At 59.5% G+C, this 26819-nt stretch carries 30 protein-coding genes, 1 tRNA gene and 1 pseudogene; 22 read left to right on the forward strand and 10 right to left on the reverse strand.

The genetic code is table 11. The features are described from left to right. Window positions 1-71: 71 nt before the first annotated feature. The 9 genes from PMI11_RS03215 (at window position 72) to PMI11_RS03255 (ending at window position 9097) form a co-directional block, all read left to right on the forward strand. Entirely contained in the window at window positions 72-863 is a 792-nt protein-coding gene (locus PMI11_RS03215; protein WP_007813248.1) for an NAD-dependent epimerase/dehydratase family protein, read from the forward strand. Next, on the forward strand, window positions 856-1635 hold the full coding sequence (locus tag PMI11_RS03220; protein WP_007813250.1) for a glycosyltransferase family 2 protein: 780 nt from the start codon (window positions 856-858) through the stop codon (window positions 1633-1635). The genes PMI11_RS03215 and PMI11_RS03220 overlap by 8 nt, the downstream gene beginning before the upstream one ends. After that, window positions 1635-2828, forward strand: coding sequence for a DegT/DnrJ/EryC1/StrS family aminotransferase (locus tag PMI11_RS03225; RefSeq protein ID WP_007813252.1), 1194 nt, complete (start codon window positions 1635-1637; stop codon window positions 2826-2828). Before PMI11_RS03220 ends, PMI11_RS03225 begins: the two co-directional genes overlap by 1 nt. A 12-nt stretch (window positions 2829-2840) precedes the next feature. Beyond that, window positions 2841-3917: a GDP-mannose 4,6-dehydratase gene (gene gmd / locus PMI11_RS03230; RefSeq protein WP_007813255.1), complete on the forward strand. Its 1077-nt coding sequence runs from the start codon at window positions 2841-2843 to the stop codon at window positions 3915-3917. Window positions 3918-3920: 3 nt separating this feature from the next. Further along, window positions 3921-4865, forward strand: a complete 945-nt coding sequence (locus PMI11_RS03235; protein ID WP_007813257.1) for a GDP-L-fucose synthase family protein — start codon at window positions 3921-3923, stop codon at window positions 4863-4865. A 135-nt stretch (window positions 4866-5000) separates the two neighbouring features. Further along, window positions 5001-5849 (forward strand): hypothetical protein, encoded by an 849-nt coding sequence (locus PMI11_RS03240; RefSeq protein ID WP_157179588.1) that lies wholly within the window; start codon window positions 5001-5003, stop codon window positions 5847-5849. Between the two features lie 15 nt (window positions 5850-5864). Further along, on the forward strand, window positions 5865-7124 hold the full coding sequence (locus PMI11_RS03245) for a class I SAM-dependent methyltransferase (protein ID WP_202803141.1): 1260 nt from the start codon (window positions 5865-5867) through the stop codon (window positions 7122-7124). Window positions 7125-7144: 20 nt separating this feature from the next. Further along, on the forward strand, window positions 7145-8230 hold the full coding sequence (locus PMI11_RS03250; RefSeq protein ID WP_193385591.1) for an NAD-dependent epimerase/dehydratase family protein: 1086 nt from the start codon (window positions 7145-7147) through the stop codon (window positions 8228-8230). A gap of 6 nt (window positions 8231-8236) precedes the next feature. After that, window positions 8237-9097 carry a Gfo/Idh/MocA family protein gene (locus PMI11_RS03255; RefSeq protein WP_007813265.1) on the forward strand — a complete coding sequence of 287 codons (861 nt, stop codon included), beginning with the start codon at window positions 8237-8239 and terminating at the stop codon, window positions 9095-9097. Here the strand turns inward: PMI11_RS03255 and PMI11_RS03260 are convergent. Next, a complete protein-coding gene (locus PMI11_RS03260; protein WP_007813267.1) occupies window positions 9081-10052 on the reverse strand; it encodes a hypothetical protein in 972 nt (323 codons plus the stop codon). The two genes, PMI11_RS03255 and PMI11_RS03260, sit on opposite strands and share 17 nt — an antisense overlap. Window positions 10053-10239: 187 nt before the next feature. Here PMI11_RS03260 and PMI11_RS37200 point away from each other — a divergent pair. Next, a pseudogene (locus tag PMI11_RS37200) lies at window positions 10240-10353 on the forward strand (transposase); the annotation flags it as partial. Between the two features lie 184 nt (window positions 10354-10537). Here the strand turns inward: PMI11_RS37200 and PMI11_RS37655 are convergent. Both PMI11_RS37655 and PMI11_RS03265 read right to left on the reverse strand, forming a co-directional pair. After that, the gene (locus tag PMI11_RS37655) at window positions 10538-10690 is read right to left on the reverse strand and encodes a hypothetical protein (RefSeq protein ID WP_162831968.1); all 153 of its coding nucleotides are present in this window, start codon (window positions 10688-10690) and stop codon (window positions 10538-10540) included. 155 nt (window positions 10691-10845) lie between these two features. Next, window positions 10846-10932: transfer RNA gene (locus PMI11_RS03265), tRNA-Leu, on the reverse strand. 169 nt (window positions 10933-11101) lie between these two features. On the opposite strand from PMI11_RS03265, the gene PMI11_RS03270 reads away from it, so the two are divergent. After that, window positions 11102-11509, forward strand: coding sequence for a BA14K family protein (locus tag PMI11_RS03270; protein ID WP_007813271.1), 408 nt, complete (start codon window positions 11102-11104; stop codon window positions 11507-11509). A gap of 3 nt (window positions 11510-11512) precedes the next feature. Here PMI11_RS03270 and PMI11_RS03275 read toward each other — a convergent pair whose 3' ends face one another. Further along, window positions 11513-11806, reverse strand: coding sequence for a SelT/SelW/SelH family protein (locus PMI11_RS03275; RefSeq protein ID WP_007813273.1), 294 nt, complete (start codon window positions 11804-11806; stop codon window positions 11513-11515). A gap of 183 nt (window positions 11807-11989) precedes the next feature. On the opposite strand from PMI11_RS03275, the gene PMI11_RS03280 reads away from it, so the two are divergent. Then, complete coding sequence (locus PMI11_RS03280) at window positions 11990-13039, forward strand: glycoside hydrolase family 25 protein (RefSeq protein ID WP_037070610.1); 1050 nt, start codon at window positions 11990-11992, stop codon at window positions 13037-13039. A gap of 65 nt (window positions 13040-13104) precedes the next feature. On the opposite strand, the gene lepA is transcribed toward PMI11_RS03280, so the two are convergent. Next, window positions 13105-14937 (reverse strand): translation elongation factor 4, encoded by a 1833-nt coding sequence (gene lepA, locus PMI11_RS03285; protein ID WP_007813275.1) that lies wholly within the window; start codon window positions 14935-14937, stop codon window positions 13105-13107. Window positions 14938-15014: 77 nt separating this feature from the next. Further along, entirely contained in the window at window positions 15015-15713 is a 699-nt protein-coding gene (gene tenA, locus PMI11_RS03290) for a thiaminase II (protein WP_007813276.1), read from the reverse strand. 129 nt (window positions 15714-15842) lie between these two features. Here tenA and PMI11_RS03295 point away from each other — a divergent pair, with 129 nt between their 5' ends. After that, window positions 15843-16412 carry a helix-turn-helix domain-containing protein gene (locus PMI11_RS03295; RefSeq protein ID WP_007813279.1) on the forward strand — a complete coding sequence of 190 codons (570 nt, stop codon included), beginning with the start codon at window positions 15843-15845 and terminating at the stop codon, window positions 16410-16412. 29 nt (window positions 16413-16441) lie between these two features. Next, the gene (locus PMI11_RS03300; protein WP_007813281.1) at window positions 16442-16960 is read left to right on the forward strand and encodes a GNAT family N-acetyltransferase; all 519 of its coding nucleotides are present in this window, start codon (window positions 16442-16444) and stop codon (window positions 16958-16960) included. Here PMI11_RS03300 and PMI11_RS03305 read toward each other — a convergent pair. Beyond that, the gene (locus PMI11_RS03305) at window positions 16942-17568 is read right to left on the reverse strand and encodes an HAD-IA family hydrolase (protein ID WP_007813284.1); all 627 of its coding nucleotides are present in this window, start codon (window positions 17566-17568) and stop codon (window positions 16942-16944) included. The two genes, PMI11_RS03300 and PMI11_RS03305, sit on opposite strands and share 19 nt — an antisense overlap. A 153-nt stretch (window positions 17569-17721) precedes the next feature. Here PMI11_RS03305 and PMI11_RS03310 point away from each other — a divergent pair, with 153 nt between their 5' ends. The 3 genes from PMI11_RS03310 to PMI11_RS03320 all read left to right on the forward strand — a co-directional run bounded on the left by PMI11_RS03310 (window position 17722) and on the right by PMI11_RS03320 (window position 20296). Further along, window positions 17722-18747: a histone deacetylase family protein gene (locus PMI11_RS03310; protein WP_007813285.1), complete on the forward strand. Its 1026-nt coding sequence runs from the start codon at window positions 17722-17724 to the stop codon at window positions 18745-18747. Between the two features lie 10 nt (window positions 18748-18757). Next, window positions 18758-19309, forward strand: a complete 552-nt coding sequence (recX, locus tag PMI11_RS03315) for a recombination regulator RecX (protein ID WP_037070611.1) — start codon at window positions 18758-18760, stop codon at window positions 19307-19309. A 93-nt stretch (window positions 19310-19402) separates the two neighbouring features. After that, window positions 19403-20296, forward strand: a complete 894-nt coding sequence (locus PMI11_RS03320; RefSeq protein ID WP_007813289.1) for an EamA family transporter — start codon at window positions 19403-19405, stop codon at window positions 20294-20296. A 4-nt stretch (window positions 20297-20300) separates the two neighbouring features. On the opposite strand, the gene PMI11_RS03325 is transcribed toward PMI11_RS03320, so the two are convergent. Continuing rightward, on the reverse strand, window positions 20301-20768 hold the full coding sequence (locus PMI11_RS03325) for a group III truncated hemoglobin (RefSeq protein WP_037070612.1): 468 nt from the start codon (window positions 20766-20768) through the stop codon (window positions 20301-20303). Window positions 20769-20941: 173 nt separating this feature from the next. On the opposite strand from PMI11_RS03325, the gene mbfA reads away from it, so the two are divergent. After that, window positions 20942-21925, forward strand: coding sequence for an iron exporter MbfA (gene mbfA / locus PMI11_RS03330; RefSeq protein ID WP_007813292.1), 984 nt, complete (start codon window positions 20942-20944; stop codon window positions 21923-21925). 382 nt (window positions 21926-22307) lie between these two features. Here mbfA and PMI11_RS03335 read toward each other — a convergent pair whose 3' ends face one another. Continuing rightward, window positions 22308-22907: a transglutaminase-like cysteine peptidase gene (locus PMI11_RS03335; RefSeq protein ID WP_007813297.1), complete on the reverse strand. Its 600-nt coding sequence runs from the start codon at window positions 22905-22907 to the stop codon at window positions 22308-22310. Window positions 22908-23117: 210 nt separating this feature from the next. Then, on the reverse strand, window positions 23118-23915 hold the full coding sequence (locus PMI11_RS03340; protein WP_007813299.1) for an alpha/beta hydrolase: 798 nt from the start codon (window positions 23913-23915) through the stop codon (window positions 23118-23120). Between the two features lie 180 nt (window positions 23916-24095). Between PMI11_RS03340 and infC the strand changes: the two genes are divergently transcribed. The 4 genes from infC (at window position 24096) to pheS (ending at window position 26810) form a co-directional block, all read left to right on the forward strand. Further along, window positions 24096-24632, forward strand: a complete 537-nt coding sequence (gene infC, locus PMI11_RS03345) for a translation initiation factor IF-3 (RefSeq protein ID WP_037101391.1) — start codon at window positions 24096-24098, stop codon at window positions 24630-24632. 299 nt (window positions 24633-24931) lie between these two features. Next, the gene (gene rpmI, locus PMI11_RS03350) at window positions 24932-25135 is read left to right on the forward strand and encodes a 50S ribosomal protein L35 (RefSeq protein ID WP_007813308.1); all 204 of its coding nucleotides are present in this window, start codon (window positions 24932-24934) and stop codon (window positions 25133-25135) included. Between the two features lie 39 nt (window positions 25136-25174). After that, window positions 25175-25579 (forward strand): 50S ribosomal protein L20, encoded by a 405-nt coding sequence (gene rplT, locus PMI11_RS03355; RefSeq protein WP_007813309.1) that lies wholly within the window; start codon window positions 25175-25177, stop codon window positions 25577-25579. 148 nt (window positions 25580-25727) lie between these two features. Beyond that, window positions 25728-26810, forward strand: a complete 1083-nt coding sequence (gene pheS / locus PMI11_RS03360; protein ID WP_007813310.1) for a phenylalanine--tRNA ligase subunit alpha — start codon at window positions 25728-25730, stop codon at window positions 26808-26810. Window positions 26811-26819: the final 9 nt, after the last annotated feature.

Below are 26819 nucleotides of genomic sequence, written 5' to 3' on the forward strand. Positions count from 1 at the left end.
AAGCGCGATCTGACCTCTGCCAGCCGAAGGGTCTCGGCAGGGTGCTGCGCGGTCCATCGAGAGGGGCGTCCATGCGTGTCCTGATAACCGGGGCGGGCGGCATCCTGGGTAGGCATGTTATCAGGCATTTCGCTCAGTTTGCGCCAAGCGCAGATGTGATCGCCAACAAGGCGGACCTGACGAATCTGGATGCGACCCGAGCGGCAATCGCTGCCCTGCAGCCGATCGATAAGGTCGTTCATCTGGCGGCCCTGGTGCCGGTGGCATCAGTTAAGGCAGACCCGGCCCGCGCCTATGCCGTGAATGTCGGCGGCACGATCAATCTTCTCTCGGCGCTCGAGGGACACCCGGCCACGTTCCTCTACTGCTCATCGAGCCATATCTACGCGCCGTCCCATCTGCCGATAACCGAGGACGCCGAAAAGGCGCCACCCTCTTTCTACGGACGGACAAAATGGATGGCCGAGAGCGTTGCGTCCGACATTTGCGAGGCATCCGACCGCACCTTTTGTGCGGCGCGTGTTTTCTCGATTCATGACCCAGCGCAAACCGGTTCGTTCCTTCGACCATCCATTGAGCGCCGGCTGGCAGAAGAGGACCTGAGCCAACCCTTCACGCTTCCGGGCGGTGACAGTGTCAGGGATTTTCTGCCGGCGGAAGATGCGGCAGAACTTGTCGTACGCCTTGCCCTTTCTTCCGCAACGGGGCCGGTCAATGTCGGCTCCGGGCGTGGCACAACCATTCGCGATTTCGTGCAGAGTTTCAGCCCCCGACCCCTCGATATCAGGGCGACCGGCGGCTCCGACACCCTCGTCGCCGATATCTCAAGGCTTAGACAATTACTAGGAGACTCTGATGTCTGAGACTGTTTCCATTGTCATTCCGACCTTTAACCGAGCCGGAATGTTGCCTGTCGCTATCGACAGCGCCTTGAACCAAACGAAAGCGTGCGAGGTTATCGTCGTCGACCACGGCTCCACCGACGATACGCCGAAAGTTGCCGAGGCTTATGGTGATCGCATCCTCTACATCCGCCGCGAGCGCGATTTCGGGCCGCATTTCTGCTGGCTGGAAGGCGCGCTGCACGCAAGCGGTGAATTCGTTCACCTGCAATATGACGACGACTGGATCGCGCCAACCTTCATCGAGGCGTGCCTTGCAGTCATCACGCCAGAAACCGGCTTCGCCTTCAGCGGCGCTGACGTGACGGATGGTCCTGGCCTGCCCACCAAGCTTCGCCAGTTCATGGACTGGCTGCCCGCAACCGGCACCTATCCGGTCGATGCCATCGAAAGACAGATTCTCGGCTCGCTGATCTCGCCCGGCGCGGCGCTCTACCGCAGACAGATCCTCATCGATGCACTTTATCCGGGTCGGTTGCCGCTTCAGATAAACGAATATCGCGGCGTCGGCCCGGATGCCTTCGTCTCGCTGCTTTCAATGCTGCGCTATCCAGCGGTCGGCTACGTCCGTGAACCGCTTGCCTTCTTCCGCTTTCATGAGGGGTCGATCACCATCGACGCCTTCGCATCCGGCGAGAAGACCGCGCGGCTGCGCGCCGCTTATGCAGAAGTAACCCGCCACTATCTCGAAATGAAAGTGATGCGCGCTGTGCGTATCAGGGAGGCATCGTAATGACTGTAGGGCGTCCAATCCGTTTAGTTACTCAAGATCGTCCAATCCGTCTTGCGGAGGAGACCATCGAGCAGAGCGAACTCGAGGCGCTCTCCGAGTGGATGCTCGCAGGCAACCGCCTGACCAAGGCCGAGCAGACGCTCGCCTTCGAGCAGGAATTCGCTCTCTGGATGAACTGCCGCCACGCGGTTTATGTCAACTCCGGATCGTCGGCGAACCTGTTGATGATCGCCGCGCTCAAGGAGGCAGGCCGCCTGCGCAATAATAAGGCGATCGCTGCCGGCGTCAGCTGGGTCACCACGGTTTCACCGCTGCTTCAGCTCGGCTTCGATGTGCGCCTCTGCGATTGCGATTCGAAGTCGCTGGGCATCGACCTCAACCATCTGGAAGACCTTTGCCGCACGGATCCGCCGGCACTGCTGATCATCGTCCACGTTCTCGGCCACGCCGGCGACATGGACGCCATCAGGGACATCTGCCAGCGCTACGACGTCATCCTGCTGGAGGATTCCTGCGAGGCGCTCGGCTCGACCTACAAGGGTCGCAAGCTCGGCACGATCGGCGCAGCCGGTAGTTTCTCGTTCTACTACGGCCACCATATCTCGACGATCGAAGGCGGCATGGTCGTCACCGACGATGCCGACCTGCATCAGCTGATGCTGTCCCTGCGTTCGCACGGCTGGAGCCGCGATCTCAAGCCGGAACTGCGCCAGTCGCTGGCTGAAGAGAACGGTGTCGACGAGTTCAAGAACCTCTACACCTTCTACCATGCCGGCTATAACCTGCGTTCGACGGACCTTCAGGCATTCCTCGGCCGGTCGCAGCTCAAGAAGCTCGATCAGATCGTCGAACGCCGCCGCATCAATTTCGACCTCTACCGCAAGGCATTGCCGGACTTCTTCTCGCAGTCGGGTGATACGGAGGTTCTGTCATCCTTCGCTTACGGCACCTTCATCGAAAACCGGCTGGAAACCTACAAGCACATCAATGCGCTCGACATCGAATGCCGGCCGTTGATCTGCGGCAATATCGCGCGCCATCCCTTCTGGCTTCGCGACCATCCGCGGCTTGCCCTTCCGAACGCCGACAAGGTGCATGACTACGGCATCTATCTGCCGAACCACCACAATCTGAATGAAGCCGACATTGCGCGCGTGGCCGACGCCTTCGCCTCTGTTGCCCGCCCCTGCTAAGAGCGAAGACATATGACGAATACGGCTCCAAAGCGCGCTCTGATCACAGGCGTAACCGGACAGGACGGCTCCTATCTCGTGGAACTCCTGTTGTCCAAGGGTTACCAGGTCCACGGCATCAAGCGCAGGTCGTCGAGTTTCAACTCGGCGCGCATCGACCACCTCTACGAAGACGTGCATGAGGTCAATCGCCGCTTCACGCTACACTATGGCGACATGACCGATTCCACCAACCTGATTCGCCTGATTCAGGAGGTGCAGCCGGACGAAATCTATAACCTGGCCGCCCAGTCTCACGTCCACGTGAGTTTCGAGACGCCGGAATATACGGCTAACGCCGATGGCATGGGCACGCTGCGCATCCTCGAAGCGCTGCGCATCCTGCGCATGGACAAGACGCGTTTCTATCAGGCCTCGACCTCCGAGCTCTACGGCAAGGTGGTGGAGACGCCCCAGAAGGAAACGACCCCCTTCTATCCGCGTTCACCCTATGGTGTCGCCAAGCTCTATGCCTACTGGATCACGGTCAACTACCGTGAATCCTATGGCATGCACGCCTCGAACGGCATTCTCTTCAACCACGAAAGCCCGCGTCGCGGCGAAACCTTCGTCACGCGCAAGATCACCCGCGCCGCGGCGGCCATTGCCGCCGGCGACCAGGATCGCCTCTATCTCGGCAACCTGGATTCAATGCGCGACTGGGGCCATGCCCGTGACTATGTCGAAGGCATGTGGCGCATGCTGCAGCAGGATAAGCCGGGCGATTACGTGCTGGCGACGGGCCGTACCGTCAGCGTGCGCGAGTTCGTGGACACGGCTTTCCGGGTCGCTGGCATCGATATAGAATGGCGTGGCCAGGGCGTGGACGAGCGTGGCTACATCAGTGGCACCGATCGCTGCCTGATCGAAGTCGATCCGCGCTATTTCCGTCCGACGGAGGTCGATCTTCTGCTGGGCGATCCGACCAAGGCCGAGAAGGAGCTTGGGTGGCGCGCCACGACGACGCTTGAGGAAATGATCGTCGAAATGGTCAACTCCGATATCAAGGAACATGCTGCAAACTCGGTTCATCAGCGAGACAAGGACTGACGGATGAACCCTGTTTTTCAGATTGAGGGAAAACGGATCTGGGTCGCCGGCCATCGCGGCATGGTCGGCTCGGCTTTGGTCCGAAATCTCTCGGGGCTGGATTGCGAAGTGCTGACCACACCTCGCAGTGAGGTCGATCTCACCGATCAGGCCGCGACGCGACGTTGGATGATGGACAACAAGCCGGATGCCGTCATCGTGGCTGCAGCACGGGTGGGCGGCATTGCCGCCAACAGCGCCTCGCCGGTTGCCTTTCTCTATGACAACCTCATGATCGAGGCGAATATCATCGAAGCTGCCGCTCGCGCAGACGTGAGCAAGCTTCTTCTCCTCGGTTCCACCTGCATCTACCCGCGCGACGCCGAACAGCCGATCCGCGAGGAATCTCTGCTCACCGGTCCGCTTGAAAAGACCAATGAGTGGTACGCCATCGCCAAGATTGCCGGCATCAAGCTTTGCCAGGCCTATCGCCAGGAGCAGGGTCGCGATTTCATATCGGCCCAGCCGACCAATCTTTACGGTCCCGGCGATAACTACGACCTGGAAACGAGCCACGTCCTGCCGGCCCTGATCCGCAAGGCCCATGAGGCCAAGGTGAACGGTGCGGAATCACTGACGATCTGGGGCAGCGGTACCCCATTGCGGGAATTCCTGCATGTGGATGACCTTGCCGACGCCGTCATCTTCCTGCTGCGCAATTACTCCGGTCCGGTGCCGATCAATATCGGTTCTGGTGAGGAATTGTCGATTGCCGAGCTTGCCCGTCTCGTGAGCAAGACGATCGGTTTCGATGGTTCGCTCACCTTCGACACCACGCGGCCGGATGGGACGCCGCGCAAGCTTGCCGATCTTCGCCGTCTGCGTGAGCTCGGCTGGAACAACGCCCGTCCACTGACGACCGGTCTCAAGCAAACCTATCAAAGTTTCCTGAATACGCGCGACAATTGAGTGGTGCGGAAACAGCGAACTGACGCAGGCCTGGACCAAAAGAACCAGTCGAGTTGACTAGGACAACACCCGGGAAAGCTTAACACCATGAAAATATGCCTCCTGATAACAACGTATAGGCGCGATATCCAGCTGGTGCGTCTGCTTTCCCAAATCATGGATCTGCGGAGCAAATATACCGGCCCCGTCATCTTCGAGACAGCGGTGACGGACTCCGAACTCGATAACGCCGCCAGATACATTCTCGAGCCGCTTTGTGATCTCTATGTAACCAACAAGGGGTCCGGCTTCGACGACAACCTGTTTCACTTTTACGCCGACCATGCTCGGAACTACGACTTCATCTTCAGCATAGGCGATGGCGACGTTTTCAGCTGCGGTCAAGTGAATCCGCTCGATCTGCTGGAACTCGCTGCCAGGCAGGAGCACGATGCCGTCCTGTTCAATCATTGCGAATACAGATCGGCGGACATACTCGCGACCGAGCTGACATATACGCTGTCGCCGCCATTCTATACCAATCCCAAGCTGATGGACGAGCCGGAAGTGTTTCGCCGGCACTTCCTCGGCCACGTTCCCCGGCATGTCGGCCTTCTGTACCGGAGCAGCGTCATCATCGAAAATCTCGGGAAGCTTGCTGCTTTCCGAAACACGCTGCATCTCTATGCCGTGCCTTTCCTGCTGGCGCTCGAGAAGAACAGGGCGATGTTCTTCGACTATCCCTTGAATTACTTCGCCGCGGACATGACCCACGACGGCGCCCGGGAGGATTGGACGAACGTATTCATGGGCCTGTATCGCTTCCTTCTTGCCGCGAAAGCGATCCTGTCGCCGGCAAGTTTCGCAATCACGAAGCAGGGTTTCATGGCCAACTATCTCAATGACCGTTCCTGGCTGCGCGGATCTCTGTCCCGCAGTGTTCCGAGCGAGGCGCAAATATTGCGAGAGTTGGATGGGGCGCTCGAAAGCTTCCCACAAGCTTAAATCTCTAGAAACATTTTGCTGTCCTACGCCTCAAAGCTGAAGACTTTGGCGTGGTTTAGCAAAGCCAATGATCAAGGATTCCCAATGTTGAAATGTTGTTCTCTGTGTCATGGGCAGATTTTGAACAAATTTCTGGATTTGGGGCGCCAGCCCCTCGCGAACAAATATCCAAAGCCGAGTGGTTTTCAGGAGGAGAAATTCTTCCCGCTCGAGGTGTTCTTTTGCGAGACCTGCAAGAATGTTCAGCTCGGCGAGATGGTCCCCCGATCCCTCATGTTCGAGGATTACTATTACCTGAGTTCGGTCAATGGCGGCCTGGTCCGCCATTTCGAAGCCCTCGCCGAGGAGCTGAAGGATGCGAAATTCGTCGTCGATGTGGGCTCCAACGATGGCGTGTTGCTGCGTCCACTCAAAGGTCTCGGAGTTAGGGCACTGGGGGTCGAGCCTTCGGTCAATGTCTCCAAGCTCGCCAATGACGAGGGGCTGGAAACGCTCTGCGCCTTCTTCGAGGAAACCTCGGCGCGACAGGTGCTGGACAGCCACGGCCCGGCGGATGTGATCGTCGCCAGCAGCGTCTTCACGCATCTCGACGCACCGGACCAGTTCATCCGCGCAGCCGACATCCTGCTGGCCGAAGACGGCAAGCTGGTCATCGAAGTCGAGTATATCCTCAACATGATCAGTCAGGTGCAGTTCGAGCGATTCTACCTCGACCGCATCTTCTACTACTCGATCTCGTCGATGAAGGAGCTGTTCGCCAAGCACGGCATGGTCATCACCGGGGTTGAGCCTGTTGCCCAGCACGGCGGCTCCCTTCGGTTCACATTGATGCGCGACGCGGCCGGCACCGAGGCCCCGGAGTTGGCGGAGATGATTGCGACCGAGCTGAAGGTGCTGAACACCACGGCACTGACAGATTTTGGCCAGCGCTGCCGCGATCTGACCGACAAGCTGGTCGCTGGCCTGAAGCGCTGGCGGGAAGAGGGCATCAAGGTGGCAGGCTACGGCGCGCCTGCCCGGCTTTCGACCATCACCAACTTTGGTGGCATCGACAGCGAACTGCTGCCGTTCACGATTGATGACAGCCCGCTGAAACAGGGGCGCACCTCGCCCGGCGCGCATATTCCGGTTGTGGCTGCTTCTGAACTTGAGACCTATCAGCCCGAAGTGCTGGTGGTCTTCGCCTACGAATACATCGACGACATTCGGAAAAAGACCGGCAATTCGTACAACTACTACATGCCAATTCCGCTTGTTGAACTCAAAGCTTCCTGATCACTGGAATGGGGAAAGAAGTGTCGAAAGAAATTCAACGTATTGTCGAGCGCCTTGGTACCAATGCCCATCGGTTTTCCGGAAAGACTGTCCTGCTGGCAGGGGGTGCGGGTTTCCTTGGGAAGCACTTCCTCAAGGTGTTTCAGAAGCTGAATAGCGATGTGCTGGACAAGCCTTGTTCGGTTATCTCGGTGGACAATTACATCACCGGCTCCAAGAACCTCGATGAAAGCATCGTGCGCGATCCCAACATCATGCAGGTCTGGGCCGATGTGACCCATCCGCTGCCCGTGCGCGAAGATATCGACTTCATCATCCAGGCTGCGGGCATCGCCTCACCTGTTTACTACATGCGTTATCCGCTCGAGACGATCGAGAGCGCGGTGCATGGCACCCGTAACCTCCTGGATCTGGCTTCACGCAACAAGGGCCTCGAGGGCTTCCTGTTCTTCAGCTCTTCCGAGATCTATGGCGATCCCGACCCGCGTGCGGTGCCGATCAAGGAAGACTATCACGGCAACGTTTCGACCGTTGGGCCGCGCGCCTGCTACGACGAATCCAAACGCCTGGGCGAGACGCTCTGCGCGATCTTTAACGAGCACCACGGCGTGCCGACAAAGATCGTGCGCCCGTTCAACGTCTTTGGTCCTGGCATGGGCCACAACGACCGCCGCGTGATCCCGATGTTCACCTATCAGGCGCTTAATGGCCGTACGATCCCGGTCCATGGCACCGGCCTGCAAACGCGCACCTTCTGCTACATCACCGACGCCATCTACGGCTTCCTGATGACGCTGCTCGCGGGCAAGCCCGGCGAGGCCTACAACATCGGCAACCCGGACAACGAAATCTCGATGATCAAGCTGGCGGAGATGTATCCCAAGCTGCTGCCGGGCGCCTCCTTCACCCGCATCGACTATCCGGACACCTATCCGGCGGGAGAACCCAACCGTCGTTGCCCGGATATCACCAAGGCGCGGGAAACCTTTGGTTATACCTCCGAGGTGGATGTCGAAGACGGTCTGGCGCGCTTCATCGAATGGGCTCGCCATCAGCAGAGCTATATCGACTTCGAGCCCGAAGCGGTGCTCAAAAAGGTCGGATAACGATAAGTGGTGACACTGGGTCTCATCGGGCGGGGTGCCTGGGCGCGTATCATTGGCGCTACCCTGGACAGCCTGCCCGAAGTGCGCTGGGTGCCGCTGACCGGCCCGGGCTCTTCCGTTGATGGTGTCATCATCGCCAACAGGAGCAAGGATCACGTGTCCTCGGCCATCCCCTTCGTAGAGGCGGGGGTGCCGTGCTTTATTGAAAAACCTCTGGCCACATGCCTCAAGGACTTCTTGCGCCTCAAGGCGGCGGCTGGTGCAGCGGGTGGCCACGTCTTTGCGGGCCACCTGCACCGGTTCAATCCGGCCGCGGAGGCCTTTTGTGCGGCCTTGCCAGAGATCGGTCCGATCCAATCGGCAACTGCGCTCTGCGCCAATGGCAAACCGCGCGACGATACGTCCGTGATCTGGGATTGGTTGCCACATCCGCTCTCGCTGGCAGCACGGATCTTCGGCACTCCGGCAGCGCGCGCGACGGCCCGGTCGCTTGAAGGCGGAGCGCGCTCGCTTCACGTGGCTGCTCAGCTGTCTTACCAAGGGCGACCTTTCGACCTTGAAGCCAGCTGGCTATCGCCTGATCCAGCTTTTCGGATTACGGCCACGGGCACCAAGGGACGCCTCACCTTCGATGACAAAGCCGCGCAGAAAGTCACGTTCATCCGTGACGGAAACAGTGTCGCCCTTACCTATGATCCAGAGCTGCCTCTAACCCGCGAACTGCACGCCTTTGTCGAGTTGATCCGTGGCGTGCGCGACAACCCATCCCCGCTTGACGGGGCAGAGGAAGTGCTGCGCAGCCTGGATGCCATCGAACGCTCCGCAGCAGCAGAGGGCGCCCCGGTCGCGATCAATTGGCCGGATTGAGGTGTCCGTAGATCTGCGCGAGGATTTCCTGAACGCGCGCGTCCAAATGGCCGGCTACCATGGCCGCCTCGTGACGCGCGAGCACACCGGCTTCGCCCTGCATGCGGAAATGTGCATTCGCTGCCTCTACAATGGCCTGCGGGGCTTCCACATCCCTCGGCTCGAAGTAGAACAGATGCTCCTGCAAAGGGGCCAGGGCTGGAAGGTCTCTCAGGCTGGCCGGCAGGATCGGCACCCCCCCGGTGATCAGCGCATCAAAAACGCGGATCGGCAGATCGTCGCGGGTCGGGATGATCCAATGGCTCATGTGGGCCGCCCATTCGTCCAACCGGTCTAACTCTGTACGGTCATGATACGTCCGCCCCACCGGACCGACGTGCTTGAAATGCAAGTTCAGCGTCTGCAGCAGCGCATTGCGCTCGGGGAATTGCGGATAGAGGATATGCCGTCCAAGGGGCTCCGGATCGCGTGTCGCGGCGAGGAGGCGATCGCGATGTTCGCTCAGATAGGCGCGCGACCACTGGATGACCGCTGCACTGACGGGGCGTCCCATTGCCTTGGTCACCTGCGCGTAAGTTTCATTGTGGTGTGGATGGCACGGCACGTAAAAGTCGGACAGAGCCGCAAAATTCAGGGACGCCGCGACGTCATGATGATTGTCGAAATCCCAGATACAGACATGGGCACGCGGCTCGTTGACAAACATGCCCACATACTTCTGCCCAGCCTGAACGATATCATTGTTGTTCAATATGTAGATAGTGTCGGGCTCGAACCGTTCGATGGCCTTCAGGTTCACCAACGAGATCTGGTCGGTCTTCTCGGCCTTGCTGAAGATCCCCTCGCTCAACCGAACCCGCGTTTGCGGGCGCAGTTTCATGCCCTCAGAAAAGGCCTTTCGGCGGACTTCCTTCTGCACGTTCAACTGTTCAATCTGCTCGCTTACGGATGTCATGTCAGGTTGGTTTCGCTCTAGCTTATCTGGAAATTTTTTTAACACTTTATGGTTAAATGTTCCTAAATTGTCGGTGAATTCGGCCGGCCAGCGGGACGCTTTTCTCTCCGAGGGGGTGGGCTTTTACCCGCTCCCCTGAAAAGTCCGCGGTTGACGTTAGCCTGTTCCTCGAACGAGGAGACAGACAATACGGAAGAGCCGATTCAGCGAAGAGCAAATCATAGTTATCCAGAAAGAACACCAGGCCGGGATGGGAGCCAAGGATCTGTGTCGCAAGCATGGCATCAGCGACCGTACGTTCATCATGTCATTGGTCAAGGGGAGATCATGGACCCCTTACACGGATGGTCCGGTTCTTCCCGGCTGGTCGCCCAAGGTGACTTTGGAAGAAGGCGTTCGCGATCTGCTTCAGCGCTCTGGTCGGTGAGTTGGAAGCAAATGATGACGATTCCGAGCGACAGTGACGTTCACCAGGATTGAAGCGCTCAAAGAATCCGGTCGATCTTATGCTGGATATGCAGATTCGGCATCAAACCAGCCGTATGCGCGGCGCGATAAGCATTGCGCGCAGCATCGAACGTCACGCCCCACATGATGGCGCTAAGAAGAAACGCGATGATGTAAACTTGAATGCGCATGAGCCTATCAGAGTGCGGCATATCGGCATTTATGTGGCAGTGCCAAGCATAATTATTGTCAGTGAATAAAGACCCAGAAAACGAACACCACAACGGTCGGCACAGATAACAGGAAGAACCTGTATCTGCTTGATCTCATTAAGGATCAATGGGAATGGTGCCCAGAAGAGGACTCGAACCTCCACACCCTTTCGGGTACCAGCACCTGAAGCTGGCGCGTCTACCAATTCCGCCATCTGGGCGACGGAGAGCCATGTACGGGGGTCGCTCTTTGCTGTCAACAGGGTTTTTGAAGTTTTCCTGACAGTCTGTGAAAAAGCTTCACGAAGTCGTGGTCGCACCCCACGGCCCTGTGGATGGCACGGCCTGTTTCTCCACCCTATATAAGGGGATATTGGAAAGGAACGCGCCATGTTCGACCTTCGCCCCGCTCTTCTTGCCGGTTTGCTTGCCGCAGTGCCGTTGGCCGGGGCCAATGCCGCCTCGCCGTCGCTTGGGCCTATCAACACGCAGTCGACGATCTGCGATTATCGTGGCTGCTTCGGCTTCGGTCCGCAGCAGTGGCATCGCCCGGCCTACGTACAGCCGAACTATCGCCCGCCGAATGCCGCCGGTCCGAAATATTATCAGCCGCCAGGCACTTTGCCGCCGCGGCTGACCTACGATCCGCCGCAGCCACCACGCGTGCAGCCTTCGGCAGACAATCAGGCCCGCCATCAGCAATGGTGCAGGAACGAATACCGGTCCTACAATCCGCGCACCGATCGCTTCCTGACCTATGAAGGCATCTACAAGACCTGCAACTCGCCCTATAATTGAGCCTCAGCTCTCCAGCGAAGCGCGGTCGGTATGGCCGAGGTCGCGGTCGGGCTCGATGATATCGCGCACGCGCTGCTTGAGTTCCTTCGGCCCCGGAAAACCGCCGTCGCGTTTGCGCTCCCAGATCAGATCGCCATTGACGCGGATTTCGAAATTGCCGCCGGTGCCGGGAATGAGAGCCACCTCGCCAAGGCTGTCCGTAAACGTCTGTAGCAGTTCCTGGGCCATCCAGGCGGCGCGCAGCAGCCAATTACACTGGGTGCAGTAGAGGATAGTGACGCGGGCTTTTTCGGTCATGGGAGGCTCCTTTTTTCAAGGGATCTAGAGACTCGCGAGAGGCCTCGCAATCCGCTGACGCCGAATCAGCGAAGAGAAAGTTCGGATTCAGTCTTTTTTGATAATTTTCCGTTAGCTATTCCGGATTGGTGTCTTCGCAGAATGGCTGAAGCGCCCTGGTTCTTGTTTTGCGTAACGGTGCTCATGCGTTCCACGGCTATCCCAACGATCCTTCTTGCCTGCCTCGCTCTGGCGGGCTGCTCGTCGGCTTCCGGTCCGGAAAGTCTTTCAGCCGGCGTTACTTCGAAGCCTTCGAAGGAAATCACGGCTTCCGTTACCCCGCCGCCGGCATCTGTGCCGCAGGCCACAGTCGCTGCAGCTGAAACGGACGACGCAATGCCGCAGGCAAGCCTTGCCTGGGAAGCGCCTGTGCCGGAGTCCCGCGCCTTCTCGGCGGTGACGCCTTCAGCCGTCTCGCAGCCCGGAATGCCGGTTCCGAGCGAACGCCCTGTCGAATTCGCCATGGCGGCAGCACCTGCCATCGAACCGCCGACGCGTGGCCGCTCGCGCGTCTATGGCTACGGTTTCCGCGATGCCAAGCCGATCAACTTCGGCAAGATCTCGCCACGCAAGCTCGCCGTCCACGGCGTCGACGTCTCCCGCTGGCAAGGGGACATCGATTGGGAGACGCTGAGGACCCGCGGCGCGAACTTCGCCTTCATCAAGGCGACGGATGGCGGCGACCATCTCGATCCGATGTTCAAGACCAATTGGCGGCGTGCCAAGGAAGCCGGCATCAAGCGCGGCGCCTATCATTTCTTCTACTGGTGCCGCACGGCCGGCGAGCAGGCCGACTGGTTCATCCGCAACGTCCCGCGTGATCCCGATGCACTGCCGCCGGTCATCGATGTGGAATGGAACGGCGAATCGAGCTGCAAGGTGAAGCTCTCCCGCGCCCGTGTGCTGGAAAAAATGCAGGTCTTCATGGAGAAGATCGAGCGGCACTACGGCAAGCGCCCAATCATCTACACGGCCCCGGATTTCTACGCCGACAATCTCGAAGGCGCATTCCAGAACTATCACTTCTGGCTGCGCGCGGTCGCGGAACATCCTTCGAAGGTCTATCCGGACCGCAAGTGGCTCTTCTGGCAATATTCCGGCTCCGGCCTCTCGCACGGCGTCGAAGGCCGCATCGACCTCAACGTCTTCAGGGGCAGCGAGGACGAATGGCACCGCTGGGTGGCCGGGCTTTAAAAGCAAAAGGCTGGCGCAATGGCCAGCCTCTCGTTCATATTTTGGGCTGAATCCGGATAGTCAGCTTACTCGTCGCCCATCTTGAGCGCGGCAATAAACGCTTCCTGCGGGATTTCCACCTTGCCGAACTGGCGCATGCGCTTCTTGCCGGCCTTCTGCTTGTCGAGCAGCTTGCGCTTGCGGGTGGCGTCGCCGCCGTAGCATTTCGCGGTCACGTCCTTGCGCAGTGCCGAGATCGTCTCGCGGGCAATCACGTTGCCGCCGATCGCCGCCTGGATCGGGATCTTGAACATGTGCTTCGGGATCAGCTCCTTGAGCTTCTCGCACATGTCGCGGCCGCGCTTTTCGGCGGCCGTCCGGTGCACCATCATCGACAGCGCGTCGACCGGCTCGCCGTTGACGAGGATCGACATCTTCACGAGGTTGCCCTCGCGGTGGTCGGTGAGCGTGTAGTCGAAGGAGGCATAGCCTTTCGAGATCGACTTCAGCCGGTCGTAGAAATCGAAAACGACTTCGTTGAGCGGCAGGTCGTAGGTCAGCATCGCTCGTGTGCCGACATAGGTGAGTTCGATCTGGATGCCGCGTCGGTCCTGGCAGAGCTTCAGGATGCCGCCGAGATAATCGTCCGGCGTCAGGATTGTCGCGCGGATCCACGGCTCGTGGATTTCCGAGATCTTGACGACGTCGGGCATGTCGGCCGGGTTGTGCAGCTCGCGCTCCGTGCCGTCGGTCATGTACATCTTGTAGACAACGGACGGTGCGGTGGCGATGAGGTCGAGGTCGAACTCGCGCTCCAGCCGTTCCTGGATGATTTCGAGATGCAGCAGGCCAAGGAAGCCGCAACGGAAACCGAAGCCGAGGGCGGCCGACGATTCCATTTCGAAGGAGAAGGAAGCGTCGTTGAGGCGAAGCTTGCCCATCGCGGCGCGCAGATCCTCGAAATCGGCCGCGTCGACCGGGAAGAGACCGCAGAACACCACCGGCTGCGCCGGCTTGAAGCCCGGCAGCGCTTCAGCCGTCGGCCGCTTGTCCTCGGTGATCGTATCGCCGACGCGCGTATCGGCCACTTCCTTGATCGAAGCGGTAATGAAGCCGATCTCACCTGGGCCAAGGCTTTCGACATTGACCATCTTCGGTGTCAGCACACCGACGCGCTCCACCTGGTATTTCGCATCCGTGCCCATCATCCGCACCGTCTGGCCCTTGGTCAGCACGCCGTCGATGACGCGCACCAGAACCATGACGCCGAGGTAGGTGTCGTACCAGCTGTCGACGAGCAGCGCCTTCAGCGGCGCCTTCTCGCCGCCGGCGCTCTTCGGCGCGGGCAGCTTATGAACGATTGCTTCGAGCACGTCGGGAATGCCAAGACCGGTCTTTGCCGAAATCAGCACGGCCTCGGAAGCATCAATGCCGATCACTTCTTCGATCTGTTCCTTGATGCGATCCGGTTCAGCGGCCGGCAGGTCGATCTTGTTAAGGACAGTGACGATCTCATGGTTGTTGTCGATCGCCTGGTAAACGTTGGCGAGCGTCTGCGCCTCGACGCCCTGCGAGGCGTCGACGACAAGCAGCGAACCTTCGCAGGCCGAAAGCGAACGGGAGACTTCATAGGCGAAGTCGACGTGGCCGGGTGTGTCGATGAGGTTGAGAATGTATTTCTCGCCGTTATTCGCCTGGTAGTGCAGGCGCACGGTCTGTGCCTTGATGGTGATGCCGCGCTCGCGCTCGATATCCATGTTGTCGAGCACCTGCTCGGACATTTCGCGCTCGGCAAGGCCGCCCGTCGTCTGGATCAGGCGGTCGGCCAGCGTCGATTTGCCGTGGTCGATGTGGGCCACGATCGAGAAGTTGCGGATATGGGATAGCGGAGTCGTCGGATTAGTGCTCATGCGCGCCATATAGCAGCGCACACATCGCCCGCAAAGCGGTAATTATACCGGGGTTTACCCTATTTTGCAGAGTGTCGAGCCGGGGTTCAGACCGGCCACGTCTCCAGCCGCCAAGCTGAATCCCAGAACATCCATTCATACTGGGAGGCGCGCACGAATGCGTCCATCATCTGCTGGCGCTCCACAGCAGACGCGGAACGCGCGGCAATATCCGTCAGCGCGATCACTTCGCGGGCGCCAGCGGCGAACTGCGGGTCGCCATAGGTATTGATCCAGGCCTGGAACACATTGCCCTCGATCGCCGGCCTGCTCTTGATGCCTTCGCCGACATGCCAGTAGATCCAGAAGCAGGGCAGGATGGCGGAGAGAGCGACGGCATAGGAACTGTGATAGGCCGTCGCCAGCAGGAAATTCGTATAGGCAAAGCAGGATGGTGAGGGTTCGGCGGCCGTCACATCCCCGCTCGAAATCCCGAACTGCGTCAGGAAACCGGCATGCAGGCCTTGCTCGACGGTGATCGCTTTCTGAGCCGACCCGAGAAAGCGCAGCACCTGTGCATTATCGGGCGCCTTGGCCGCGACGATGGCAAGGCAGCGGGCATAATGTTTCAGGTAGATTGCATCCTGCAGGATGTAGTGGCGGAAAACCTCCGGCGGCAGCGTTCCATCAGAGAGACGTTCCAGCAGTGGCAATCGCTCGATCTCGGCCATGATTGGCTTGATCTGGTCCCACGCGGCGGCTGTAAAGCTTTCCGCCGTCTCAGTGCCTTGCGCAATACCGTCCATCTTGCTCTCCGCTCTTGAATGTCGCTGCCATATATCGACGCCGCCATGGTGAAAGCAAGGCTGCTCGCGAGGACTTGATTCCATCATTAGATCATGTATTTCTCTTATAGTGGAATCGTGGATTAAAAAATGGAACACGAATTCGAGCAAGCAATCGGCATCCGTATTCGCAGGCTGCGGGTGGAAAAGGGGCTGACACTGGATGATCTCGCCACTGCTTCCGGCGTGAGCCGCGCGATGATCTCCCGCATCGAGCGCGCGGAAGCGAGCCCGACAGCCTCGCTGTTGGCGAGGGTCTGCGCCGCGCTCGGCCTGTCGCTTTCAGAGTTTTTTGCCGATGAAGGGCAGGAAGCATCGCCGCTCTTGCGTCGTCAGGACCAGCAGATCTGGCGCGATCCGGAAACCGGCTATATGCGCCGCGCCGTCTCGCCGCCGGGCACAGCCTCGGATGTCGATATCGTCGATGTCGAATTTCCGGCTGGCGCGCGGGTCAGCTTCCCGCCGCACGCCGCCAGCCGCGGCATGACACAGCATGTCTGGCTCTTCGACGGCGAGCTGGAAATGACCGTCGGCGAGACCGTCCATCGCCTCAAACCCGGCGACTGTCTCTTCATGCCGGTCGGCGACGGCCATGTCTTTCACAATCCGGGTCACGCGCCGGCACGCTATTGCGTCGTGCTGAACCGCGGCGACTACTAAATCACATGCTCATTTACCAGGGGACCATCATGCCGACCATTCGCCTTCTCTCCGCCGCCGAGGCACACGCGGCGATTCCCGACCTCTGCGAGGTGCTTGCCGATTGCGTCAATGGCGGTGCCTCGGTTGGCTTCATGCAGCCCTATACATCCGCAGATGCCGAACCCTACTGGCGTGGTGTCGCCGAAGCCGCGGCCGATGGCGCCACCCTGCTCTTTGGCGCTGAAGTGGATGGCAAAATTGTCGGCACCGTGCAGGTCGGCGCTGCGCAGATGCCGAACCAGCCGCACCGCGGCGATCTGAAGAAGCTGCTTGTTCACCGCTCCGCTCGCGGCCATGGCCTGGCGCGTCTGCTGATGGACATGGCCGAACGCGAAGCGGCCCGTCGCGGCAAAACGATTCTCGTCCTCGATACGGCAACCGGCAGCGATGCTGAAGCCATCTACCCGCGTCTCGGCTGGGAGCGCGTCGGCGTCATTCCTGATTATGCTCTCTGGCCTGAAGGCGGCCTGTGCGCCACCACCTTCTTTTACAAGCGCGTGGCCTGATCGCGGTGCGTAAAGGCGTCTATCGCGTCGGCCAGTCTTGAAGCCGGCGTCCAATGCAGGGCCTTCCAGCCGAAATCCTTGGCCGCCAGGATATTCTCCTCGACATCATCGATGAAGCCGATGTCATCAGGGGCTGCGCCGACTTCTTGCGTCGCAAGCCGGAAGAAATCGCTCAAAGGCTTTCGCGTGCCAAGTGCGGCCGAGTAGAACATGCCGTCGAAAAGCGCGCCGAGCCCCAGCACGTCACGCAGGTAAGCAGCGCGCTGGTGCTCCTGGTTAGTGGCGAGGTAAAGAAGTGTGCCTTTGTCCTTCAGGCGGGCGAGATCGTCGAGCAACTGCCGGTCGAGGCGAGAGTCGTTTTCGAACCAGTAGTCGAGCAGGGTCTGGGCGTTAAGATGCGGTGCGATCCGGCCGAGAACCTCCGTCAGGCGGGGCTCTATCGGCTCCTGGCCGGTGACGATACCGACCCAGTAAGGCTTGAAGAATTCCTGTTGAAGCAACGGCGCAGACAGGCCGAGGTCGCGCTCGAGATAAGTGAAGAGCGGCAGACCGTCCGCTGGCCGTCCGTGAACCAGCACGCCATCGACATCGACCATCAGGATTTTCATTGGGCTTAATCTCTTGAGGAAAAGGGACGCATTCTGAAATCGGCTTGAACGTGGCGTCATCTGCAGCGGTGATCAAGGCGTGTTCAGCGCTTTTTTCTTTAGACGGGCCTGTGTAAGGCTTGAGTCTGACAGACTGATTTGCGGAGGACACTCGTGCGCGTCATCTATTCCGAAGACCACAAGCTGCGTGATGCGAAGACGGAGCTGCACGACGGCCAGCTCGTGACGCCCTTCGAGGCACCGTTCCGGGCGGAATGGATTCTCGCCGCAGTGAGGGAGGCTGGTTTTACGGATGTTGCTGCTCCAGGGGCGCATGACCTTGAAACGGCGCGCAAGGTGCATGACCCGGCCTATTTGGAATTCCTGGCGACGGTCTGGGATCGCTGGGTGGCGGCGGGATATAAGGGCGAGGCAATCGCCAATTCCTTCCCCATCCGCCGCAGCAGCCAGCGCATACCGGAAAACATCGTCGGCGCGATCGGCCATTACGCCAATGCCGCCGACACGTCCATCACCAAGGGCTCCTATGAAGCAGCCGTTGCCTCCATGCGCTGTGCGATGACAGGCGCGGACTGGCTGAATACCGGCAACCGTTTCGCCTTCGCGCTCTGCCGCCCGCCGGGCCACCATGCCGGCATCGATCTCTTCGGCGGCTATTGCTTCATCAACAATTCCGGCGTCGCGGCCCAGCGTCTGCTGGATCATGGCGCCAAGAAGGTCGCCGTACTTGATGTCGATTTCCATCACGGCAATGGCACGCAGGATCTCTTCTATCGTCGCAGTGATGTCTTCACCGCCTCGCTGCATGGCGATCCCATCCACGCCTTTCCCTATTTCCTCGGTCATGCCGATGAAGTGGGCGAAGGGCAGGGCGAGGGTGCCAACCGCAATTACCCGATGGCGCCCGGCACCAGTTTCGATGTCTGGTCGGCAGCCCTTGCCGATGCGCTTTCCCGCATCAAGGCCTTTGGTGCGGAAGCCATCGTCGTGGCGCTCGGCGTCGATACGTTTGAGCGCGATCCGATCTCTTTCTTCAGGCTGAAATCGGAGGACTTCATTCGCATGGGCGAAATGATCTCAGCCGCCGGCCTGCCGGTCGTCACCTGCATGGAGGGCGGCTACGGTGTGCCGGAGATCGGCCTCAATGTCGCCAATGTGCTCAAGGGTCTGGAAGCCTGATCTCCTCCTGATGATTGACGAGACCGTTCCATCCGATATTCCGACGCCCCGCATGCTGAGTTGGGCACGCAACTCGACCATCTATCGCCTCGAGCGGCGCATGATGACGGAAAAGCAGCTCTTTGACGCCATCACCCGCAAGGCGAAGGAGAAATTCGAGGACATCAGCGCGGCACAGCTCAAGGCCGTCGCCGATTTCGCCGTCAAGTTTGCCTATGACAACAAGGCGATCGACGATACCGCCTATGCTGAAATCAGCACGCGTTCCGCCGTGCGCAGCGGCAAGTCGAAACGCGCCATCGCTCAGAAGCTTGCAGTCAAGGGCGTCTCCAGCGACAAGGTGGAGGTTGCACTGCAAGAGGCTGACGATCTCTATGCCGCAGCGATATTCGCCCGCAAACGCGCCTTCGGCCCGTTCCGCCGCGTCGAGCTTGATGAAAAACGAAAGGCAAAGGAGCTCTCTGCCTTCGCCCGCAACGGCTTCAGCTTCGAGATCGGCAGGAAGGTCTTCGGCATGAGTTTCGAAGACGCCGAAGAGGTGATCCTCTCAGGCCGCCTCTGATATCGCATCAAGCCTTTTGCTGCCCCGATCAGAAGTTTGAATTTGTCGCTCATGCGCTGCTCTCATATGAAGAGCGCGCAATCGGAGATATCAATGGAAGAAAGAACGAGCGCCGGAACGGGCACGCTGACGGCGAAGACGCCTGCTGCATTTGGCGGCGTGGCCGCCGGCGGGCTGATGTGTCTGATGTCCATGTCCTCGATCCAGTTCGGTGCGGCACTGTCTTCCTCCGCCATCGCCACCTATGGGCCGGTCGGCGCCACTTGGCTGCGCCTCGCCTTCGCTGCCATCTTTCTGGCAATCGCCGTGCGCCCGCGCATGTCAAGCTACAGCCGCGCACAATGGACAAGTGCCCTGGTCCTCGGCACGACCACGGCGCTGATGACGATGAGTTTTTTCTCGTCGATCGAGCGTATTCCGCTCGGTCTCGCCGTCGCGATCGATTTTCTCGGACCGCTTTCCGTCGCGACCATCGGCTACGGATTGAGCCGGCGCCTTATCTGGCCGCTCATTGCCGCGTTCGGCGTTCTGGCTCTTGCTCACGACGGTGAAGGCTGGGTTGGAGATCCCCTCGGTGTTCTCTTTGCATTTGGTGCGGGAACCGGCTGGGCGATCTATATCGTGCTCACGAAGAAGATCGGCGCAAGCTTCAAGGGTCTTGAAGGACTTTCCATGTCGCTCATGGTTGCCGCGGTGGTCGCAACGCCCTTCGGTTTTGCCGGCGCCGTGCCGAAGCTCGATGCCGACGGCCTGATTGAAATGGCGGGCCTCGCCGTTCTGGTGCCGCTGCTGCCCTACACACTGGAGCTGATCGCGCTGCGGCGGATGCCGACGGCCTCCTTCGGCATCCTCATGAGCCTGGAACCCGCCATTGCAGCCCTCGCAGGCTTCGTCATTCTGGCACAGCCCATGACGCTTCTGCAGATGGCCGGAACGGCCTTGGTCGTCGCCGCAAGCGCTGGCGCGACCTTTTCGGCAAGGCAGTAAAGCGTCAGCCCATCTTCTTTGCGGGATCGTCAAGCCCCGGATTGTAGAAGAGCGAAAGCGTCAGGCTCTTTGCGATTCGTTCCGCCGTCGCCATGAACCAGTCCTTGGCTTCCGGGGTCGGCGCCACATCGTCGAGCGTTTGCGAAAACAGCGAAAGCCATTTCGGGAAAAGCTCCGGCGTCATGTTTGCGACACCGAGATGCGCCTGCACCGGTTTGCCGCCATAGGCGCCGCTGCGGAAGGCGACGGACGACCAGAAGCTCTTCATCTTCTGCATATGTTCGGGCCAGCGGCCGGAAAGCCGTGCATCAAAGACTGGTCCGAGCTCGGGATGCCTGAGCACCCGCCCATAGAAAGACTCCACCAGCTTCGAAATGAAGGCCTCGTCCACGCCGATCTCCTTCATCTCGGCCTCTGCCTTTTCACGGATCGCGGCGACATGCGCGGCCCGTCCCTGTATCTCACTATTCATCTTTAACCCCGGTGCCGCTTGCAGCTAACAGCCTCCATATAGGTTGACGCGCTGCCTCAGCAAAGCGCGATTGGCTAATCGCGGCATTCTATCAATCCTGCCGGGCTTTGATCTTGACCCACGCGGCTTGCCTCTTTAAATTTAGAATAATTCTAAATTATTGGAGACTACCTATGTTGGCCCGTTTTTTCAGATCACCGAAACGTTCCTTCCGCTCCCTCTCTGAGCAGGAAATCCTGGCGCTCGCTATTGCCTCGGAAGAAGATGATGCACGCATCTATCTCGCTTACGCCGAGCATTTGCGACAGGAGTTCCCGGCCTCTGCCAAGGTGTTCGAAGACATGGCCGAGGTGGAGGACACGCACCGCAAGTCGCTGATCGAGATTCACCGCCAGCGCTTTGGTGAACGCATCCCGCTGATCCGCCGCGAGCATGTCGAGGGCTTTTACGAGCGCAAACCGGACTGGCTGCGCGCCAACCTCTCTCTCGATGCGATCAGGCAGGAAGCCGAGGCGATGGAGGAGCAGGCCTACCGCTTCTATGTCGAGGCGATCAAACAGACCTCCGATGCCTCCACCCGTCAGTTGCTTGGCGATCTCGCGCTTGCCGAACAGGGCCATGAAGACATCGCCCGCATGCTGGGCGACAAGCACACGCCTGACGATGTGAAGAAAGAAGAGGATGAGACGGCGCGCCGTCAGTTCGTCCTGACCTATGTGCAGCCGGGCCTTGCCGGTCTCATGGATGGTTCGGTCTCGACGCTGGCGCCGATATTCGCTGCCGCCTTTGCCACGCAGGATACCTGGCAGACCTTCCTCGTTGGCCTGTCGGCCTCGGTCGGCGCCGGCATTTCGATGGGCTTCACGGAAGCCGCCCATGACGACGGCAAGATCTCCGGCCGCGGCTCGCCGATCAAGCGCGGACTTGCCTGCGGTATCATGACGGCGCTCGGCGGTCTCGGCCACGCACTGCCCTACCTCATTCCGCAATTCTGGACTGCGACCATCACCGCTGCCGTCATCGTCTTCTTCGAGCTCTGGGCGATCGCCTTCATCCAGAACAAGTATATGGAGACCCCATTCCTGCGCGCAGCCTTCCAGGTCGTCGTCGGCGGCAGCCTCGTCCTCGCCGCCGGCATTCTGATTGGGAATGGGTGAGCTGCGGTCGGGCGCAGCCCGAGCAATCGATCCAGTGGATCGATTGCAGCGACGAACGCCCTGAGCCACGCGAAGGGCCGGGCGCCGGCAGCGTAACACTCGACATGAAGAATCGGTCGGGCGCAGCCCGAGCAATCGATCCGGTGGATCGATTGCAGCGACGAACGCCCGAAGCCATGCGAAGGGCCGGACACCGGCAGCGCCACCCTCGACATGAAAAATCGGTCGACGCAGCCGAGCATTCGATCCGGCGAATCGATTGCAGCGACGAACGCCCTGAGCCAAAGCGAAGGGCAGGGGCACCGGTGCAGCAAATTCCGAATGCTGAAAATGAAAAAGCCGGCTTGCGCCGGCTCTTTCACAGTCCCCCCTTTGAAACTTTTTATTTGAGAGCGCCGACCAGAACGTCGCGGCCATTCTCAATGGTAACCCAGCGGCCGGCATTGAAGCTCGACTGGCGCTTGATGAAGCTATAGGGCGTCGCAAACCAGGGCTTGACGTCGGAAGCCAGGTTGTCGAGCACGAAATCGCCTTCGGCAGTGCGCAGCGTCAGCACGGCATGACCTTCACCATCAGGCTTGCGTACGACTGTCATCAGCAGATCGGCAGGCGAGAAGCCGCGCTGGATCAGGATACGGCGCTTCAGAAGCGCGAAGTCCTCGCAGTCGCCAGCCGTGGTCGGATAGGCCCAGACCTCGTCCTTGCCGTAGATTTCCTTGTCGGTCATCGGCGTGATGGTGCGGTTGACGGTCGCGTTGATTGAACGGACCGTCGCCCACTTTCCACCGGTCATGGCGACCGGGCCGGTATTGCGGTTGGCACCGCATTCGCTGCGGTGTGTCTGACAGAAGTCGTAGTGACCGACCGGCTGCGATGTCGCATTGCCGGTCACCATGGAGGCATTTTTGCTAGGAGCCGGAATAGCGGCCGGCGCCATTGCAAACACGGCCATCATGGCCACGAGGAAACCCTTGATCCGCACGCCCTACTTCCCTGCATCGCCCTTCATTTATTAACAAACAGTTAACGGAGAGGGCCGAAAGGAGTCAATCGTTACTTCTTGGGAGGGCCTTGCAACTCGTAGACATGGTTAAAATGCGACATAACCTTAGGGATAGCTGAGCATGACTTGCTCAACCAAAGTCCTCTATTCGGGCAGTTGCATATTCTTTGGTGGACGACTGGCTTCAGTCTATCGGATGAGGCCTTTGACGGCGCTGCGCAGCCGCTCGATGTCCTGGGGGCGCGACAGCCTGTGGTCGCCGTCGCGGATGAAGGTCAGCACCACGTCGTCGGCAGGAAGATGTTCCACGAGTTTCATCGCATGCAGATAGGGCACGTCAGCGTCTTTCATGCCCTGCAGGATATGGATCGGGCAGCCTGTTTCGATAATGCCGGTCAGCACCCGGTTCTGGCGGCCGTCCTCGATGAGGGCGCGCGTATAGATGTTGGGCTCCGGACTATACTGCGAGCGTTCCTCGAAATAGCCGTGCTCCTCCAGCGAGGCGCGTTCCTTCTTCTTGAGGTTCGGCTCGATCAGATCGGAGGTGAAATCCGGCGCCGGAGCGATCAAAACCATGCCTTCGAGCTTCGGACCGACGCCTTTTGCAAGCTGCTGCGCCACTCTGAGTGCGATCCAGCCGCCCATCGAAGAGCCGATGAGGATCATCCGTTCGGGGGCGGTATCTCCGATCACCGCGAGCGCCTCTTCCAGCCAGCGCGAGATCGTGCCGTCGGTGAAGGTGCCGCCGGAAAGCCCGTGGCCGGAATAGTCGAGGCGGATGCAGGCGGCACCCAGCTCCTCCGCCAGCCGGTCGATTTCGACGGCCTTGCTGCCGCTCATGTCGGATCGGTAGCCGGATAGCCAAACGAGGGCGGGAAGGTCGGCGCCGACCCGCGCCGGCCGCAGCAGCATGGCGATCTGCCGCGCGTCCTCGCCTTCACCGACTGTCAGGAACTTCGGCTGAAGAATGAGCATCTCATCGGACATCGGGCAGAACTCCTATTATTTTGGCCTATAAAACAGATTCTTGACAGGCTGACAGCAGGTGATTTTTCCGCTATAGGGTGTTATTGAATCCGTTGCAGTGATGGCGTGACCCGTTTGTGCCCCCTTTCGAACTGGGACACGAAGCTGCAACGTTCCGAACAACGCGAGGAGAATACGACCATTCGCAGACCCTTTAAAACCGACGCGCCCGTAAAGGATGGACCGCGTTCGAACCGTGAAATCCGCATTCCCAAAGTTCAGCTGATTGGGGCGAACGGTGAGAATCTGGGCGTCGTGCCTACCGACCAGGCCTTGAGAATGGCGGAAGAAGCCGGCCTCGACCTTGTCGAAATTTCTCCCAATGTCGAGCCGCCGGTGTGCAAGATCCTTGATCTGGGCAAGCTGAAATATGCCAACCAGAAGAAGGCCGCCGAGGCGCGCAAGAAGCAGAAGATTGTTGAAGTCAAAGAAATCAAGATGCGCCCGAACATCGACACCCATGATTATGAGGTGAAGATGAAGGCGATGGGTCGCTTCTTCGACGAAGGTGACAAGGTGAAGGTAACGCTGAAGTTCCGCGGCCGCGAAATGGCCCACCAGGAACTCGGCATGAAGCTTCTCCAGCAGGTCAAGGCCGACACGCTCGAGATTGCCAAGGTGGAAGCCGAGCCGAAGCTCGAAGGCCGCCAGATGATGATGGTGCTGGCGCCGAAGTAATCGGTGCCGCATCCCTTTCGCTCAAAGCCGTCCGACAGGGCGGCTTTTGTGTTTTCCGGGGCGGCAAAAATCATCATCCGCCCCGTTGCACTTTCATGACGCTGCGGTTATAAGCGCGCGTCCGAACTGACCGGCAGGGCATGCCGTGGCAGTTTCGAATGCTTGCGGGCAGGTTTCGTCACTGGCCCCGCAGATCAACAACAAACGCTCCCACGCCTTTGGCGAAGACCGTAACAGGACTTTCGCAGAAGGGCTTCTTTTATGAAGCGGGTGAGGAGCTCTCAGAACGGAGTAGCAAAATGCCCAAGATGAAGACGAAGTCCTCTGCCAAGAAGCGGTTCAAGATCACCGCCACCGGCAAGGTCAAGGCGGCTGCCGCTGGTAAGCGCCATGGCATGATCAAGCGCTCGAACAAGTTCATTCGCGACGCACGTGGCACGATGGTTCTGGCAGAACCCGATGGCCGCAAGGTTGTGAAGAACTATCTGCCGAACGGTCTCTGAGACTATTCCGGTAACGCGTTAGATTAAGGAGATCATGAAATGGCACGTGTAAAAAGAGGCGTCACCGCCCACGCCAAGCACAAGAAGGTTCTGAAGCAGGCCAAGGGTTTCTACGGCCGCCGCAAGAACACCATCCGTACCGCCAAGGCTGCCGTCGATCGCGCCAAGCAGTACGCATACCGCGACCGCAAGGTTAACAAGCGCAACTTCCGCGCCCTCTGGATCCAGCGTATCAACGCTGCCGTCCGCGAATTCGGCCTGACCTACGGCCGCTTCATCGACGGTCTGAACAAGGCTGGCATCGAAGTCGACCGTAAGGTCCTCTCCGACATGGCAATCCACGAGCCGGAAGCATTCGGCGCCCTGGTTGCTGCCGCCAAGAAGGCCCTTGAGTATCTCAAGGAAACCGGCACGGCCAACGAGTTTGAAGGCGCGGTTCGTTAACCAGCGCTTCCCAAGCTTGACGCTATTTTGAATTTTGGGAAACCCGCGCTGGTTTGGGCTAGCGCGGGTTTTTCTTTCTCTATAGTGCTGGCGCCGGCCGCCCGGCCCGCCATTTCGAACGCCGCCTGATCTGGACGGAAAGAAGACAATGTCAGATATCGACCAGCTTAAATCCTCTCTGCTTGCCGAAATTGCCGCCGCCAATGATGAGACTGCGCTCGAAACCGTTCGTGTTTCCGCGCTCGGCAAGAAGGGCTCGATTTCTGAGCTCCTGAAGACGCTCGGCGCCATGACGCCGGAAGAGCGACAGACCCGCGGCGCAGCAATTAATGCACTGAAGAACGAAGTAACCGACGCCCTTGCCGACCGCAAATCGGTGCTGAAGGAGGCTGCGATCAACGCCCGCCTGAAGGCTGAAACGGTTGATGTCAGCCTGCCGGTCCGTTCGTCCCCCGCCGAGCGCGGCCGCATCCATCCGATCAGCCAGATCGTCGACGAGATCACCGCAATCTTCGGCGACATGGGATTCTCGATTGCTGAAGGCCCCGATATCGAGACCGACTACTACAATTTCACGGCTCTGAATTTCCCCGAGGGTCATCCGGCCCGCGAGATGCACGACACCTTCTTCTTCAATCCGGACGAGAAGGGCGAGCGCAAGGTTCTGCGCACGCATACCTCTCCGGTGCAGATTCGCACCATGGAATCGCAGAAGCCGCCGATCCGTATCATCATTCCCGGCAAGACCTACCGCCAGGATTCCGATGCCACGCATTCACCGATGTTCCATCAGGTCGAAGGTCTCGTCATCGACAAGAAGGCCAATGTCGCCAATATCCGCTGGGTGCTCGAGGAATTCTGCAAGACCTTCTTCGAGGTGGACAGCGTGACGATGCGTTTCCGTCCGTCCTTCTTCCCCTTCACCGAGCCCTCCTTCGAGGTCGATATCCAGTGCGACCGCTCCGGCCCGATCGTCAAGTTCGGCGAGGGCACGGACTGGATGGAAATCCTCGGCTGCGGCATGGTCCACCCGAACGTGCTGCGCTATGGAGGCCTCGATCCGGATGAATATCAGGGCTTTGCCTGGGGCATGGGCCTCGACCGCATCGCCATGTTGAAATACGGCATGCCGGACCTGCGAGACTTCTTCAATGCCGACGTTCGCTGGATGAACCATTACGGCTTCCGCCCGCTCGACATGCCGACGCTGTTCGGCGGCCTGAGCGTTTAAGGGAGGATT

The organism is Rhizobium sp. CF142, from assembly GCF_000281145.1.
Lineage (GTDB): Bacteria > Pseudomonadota > Alphaproteobacteria > Rhizobiales > Rhizobiaceae > Rhizobium.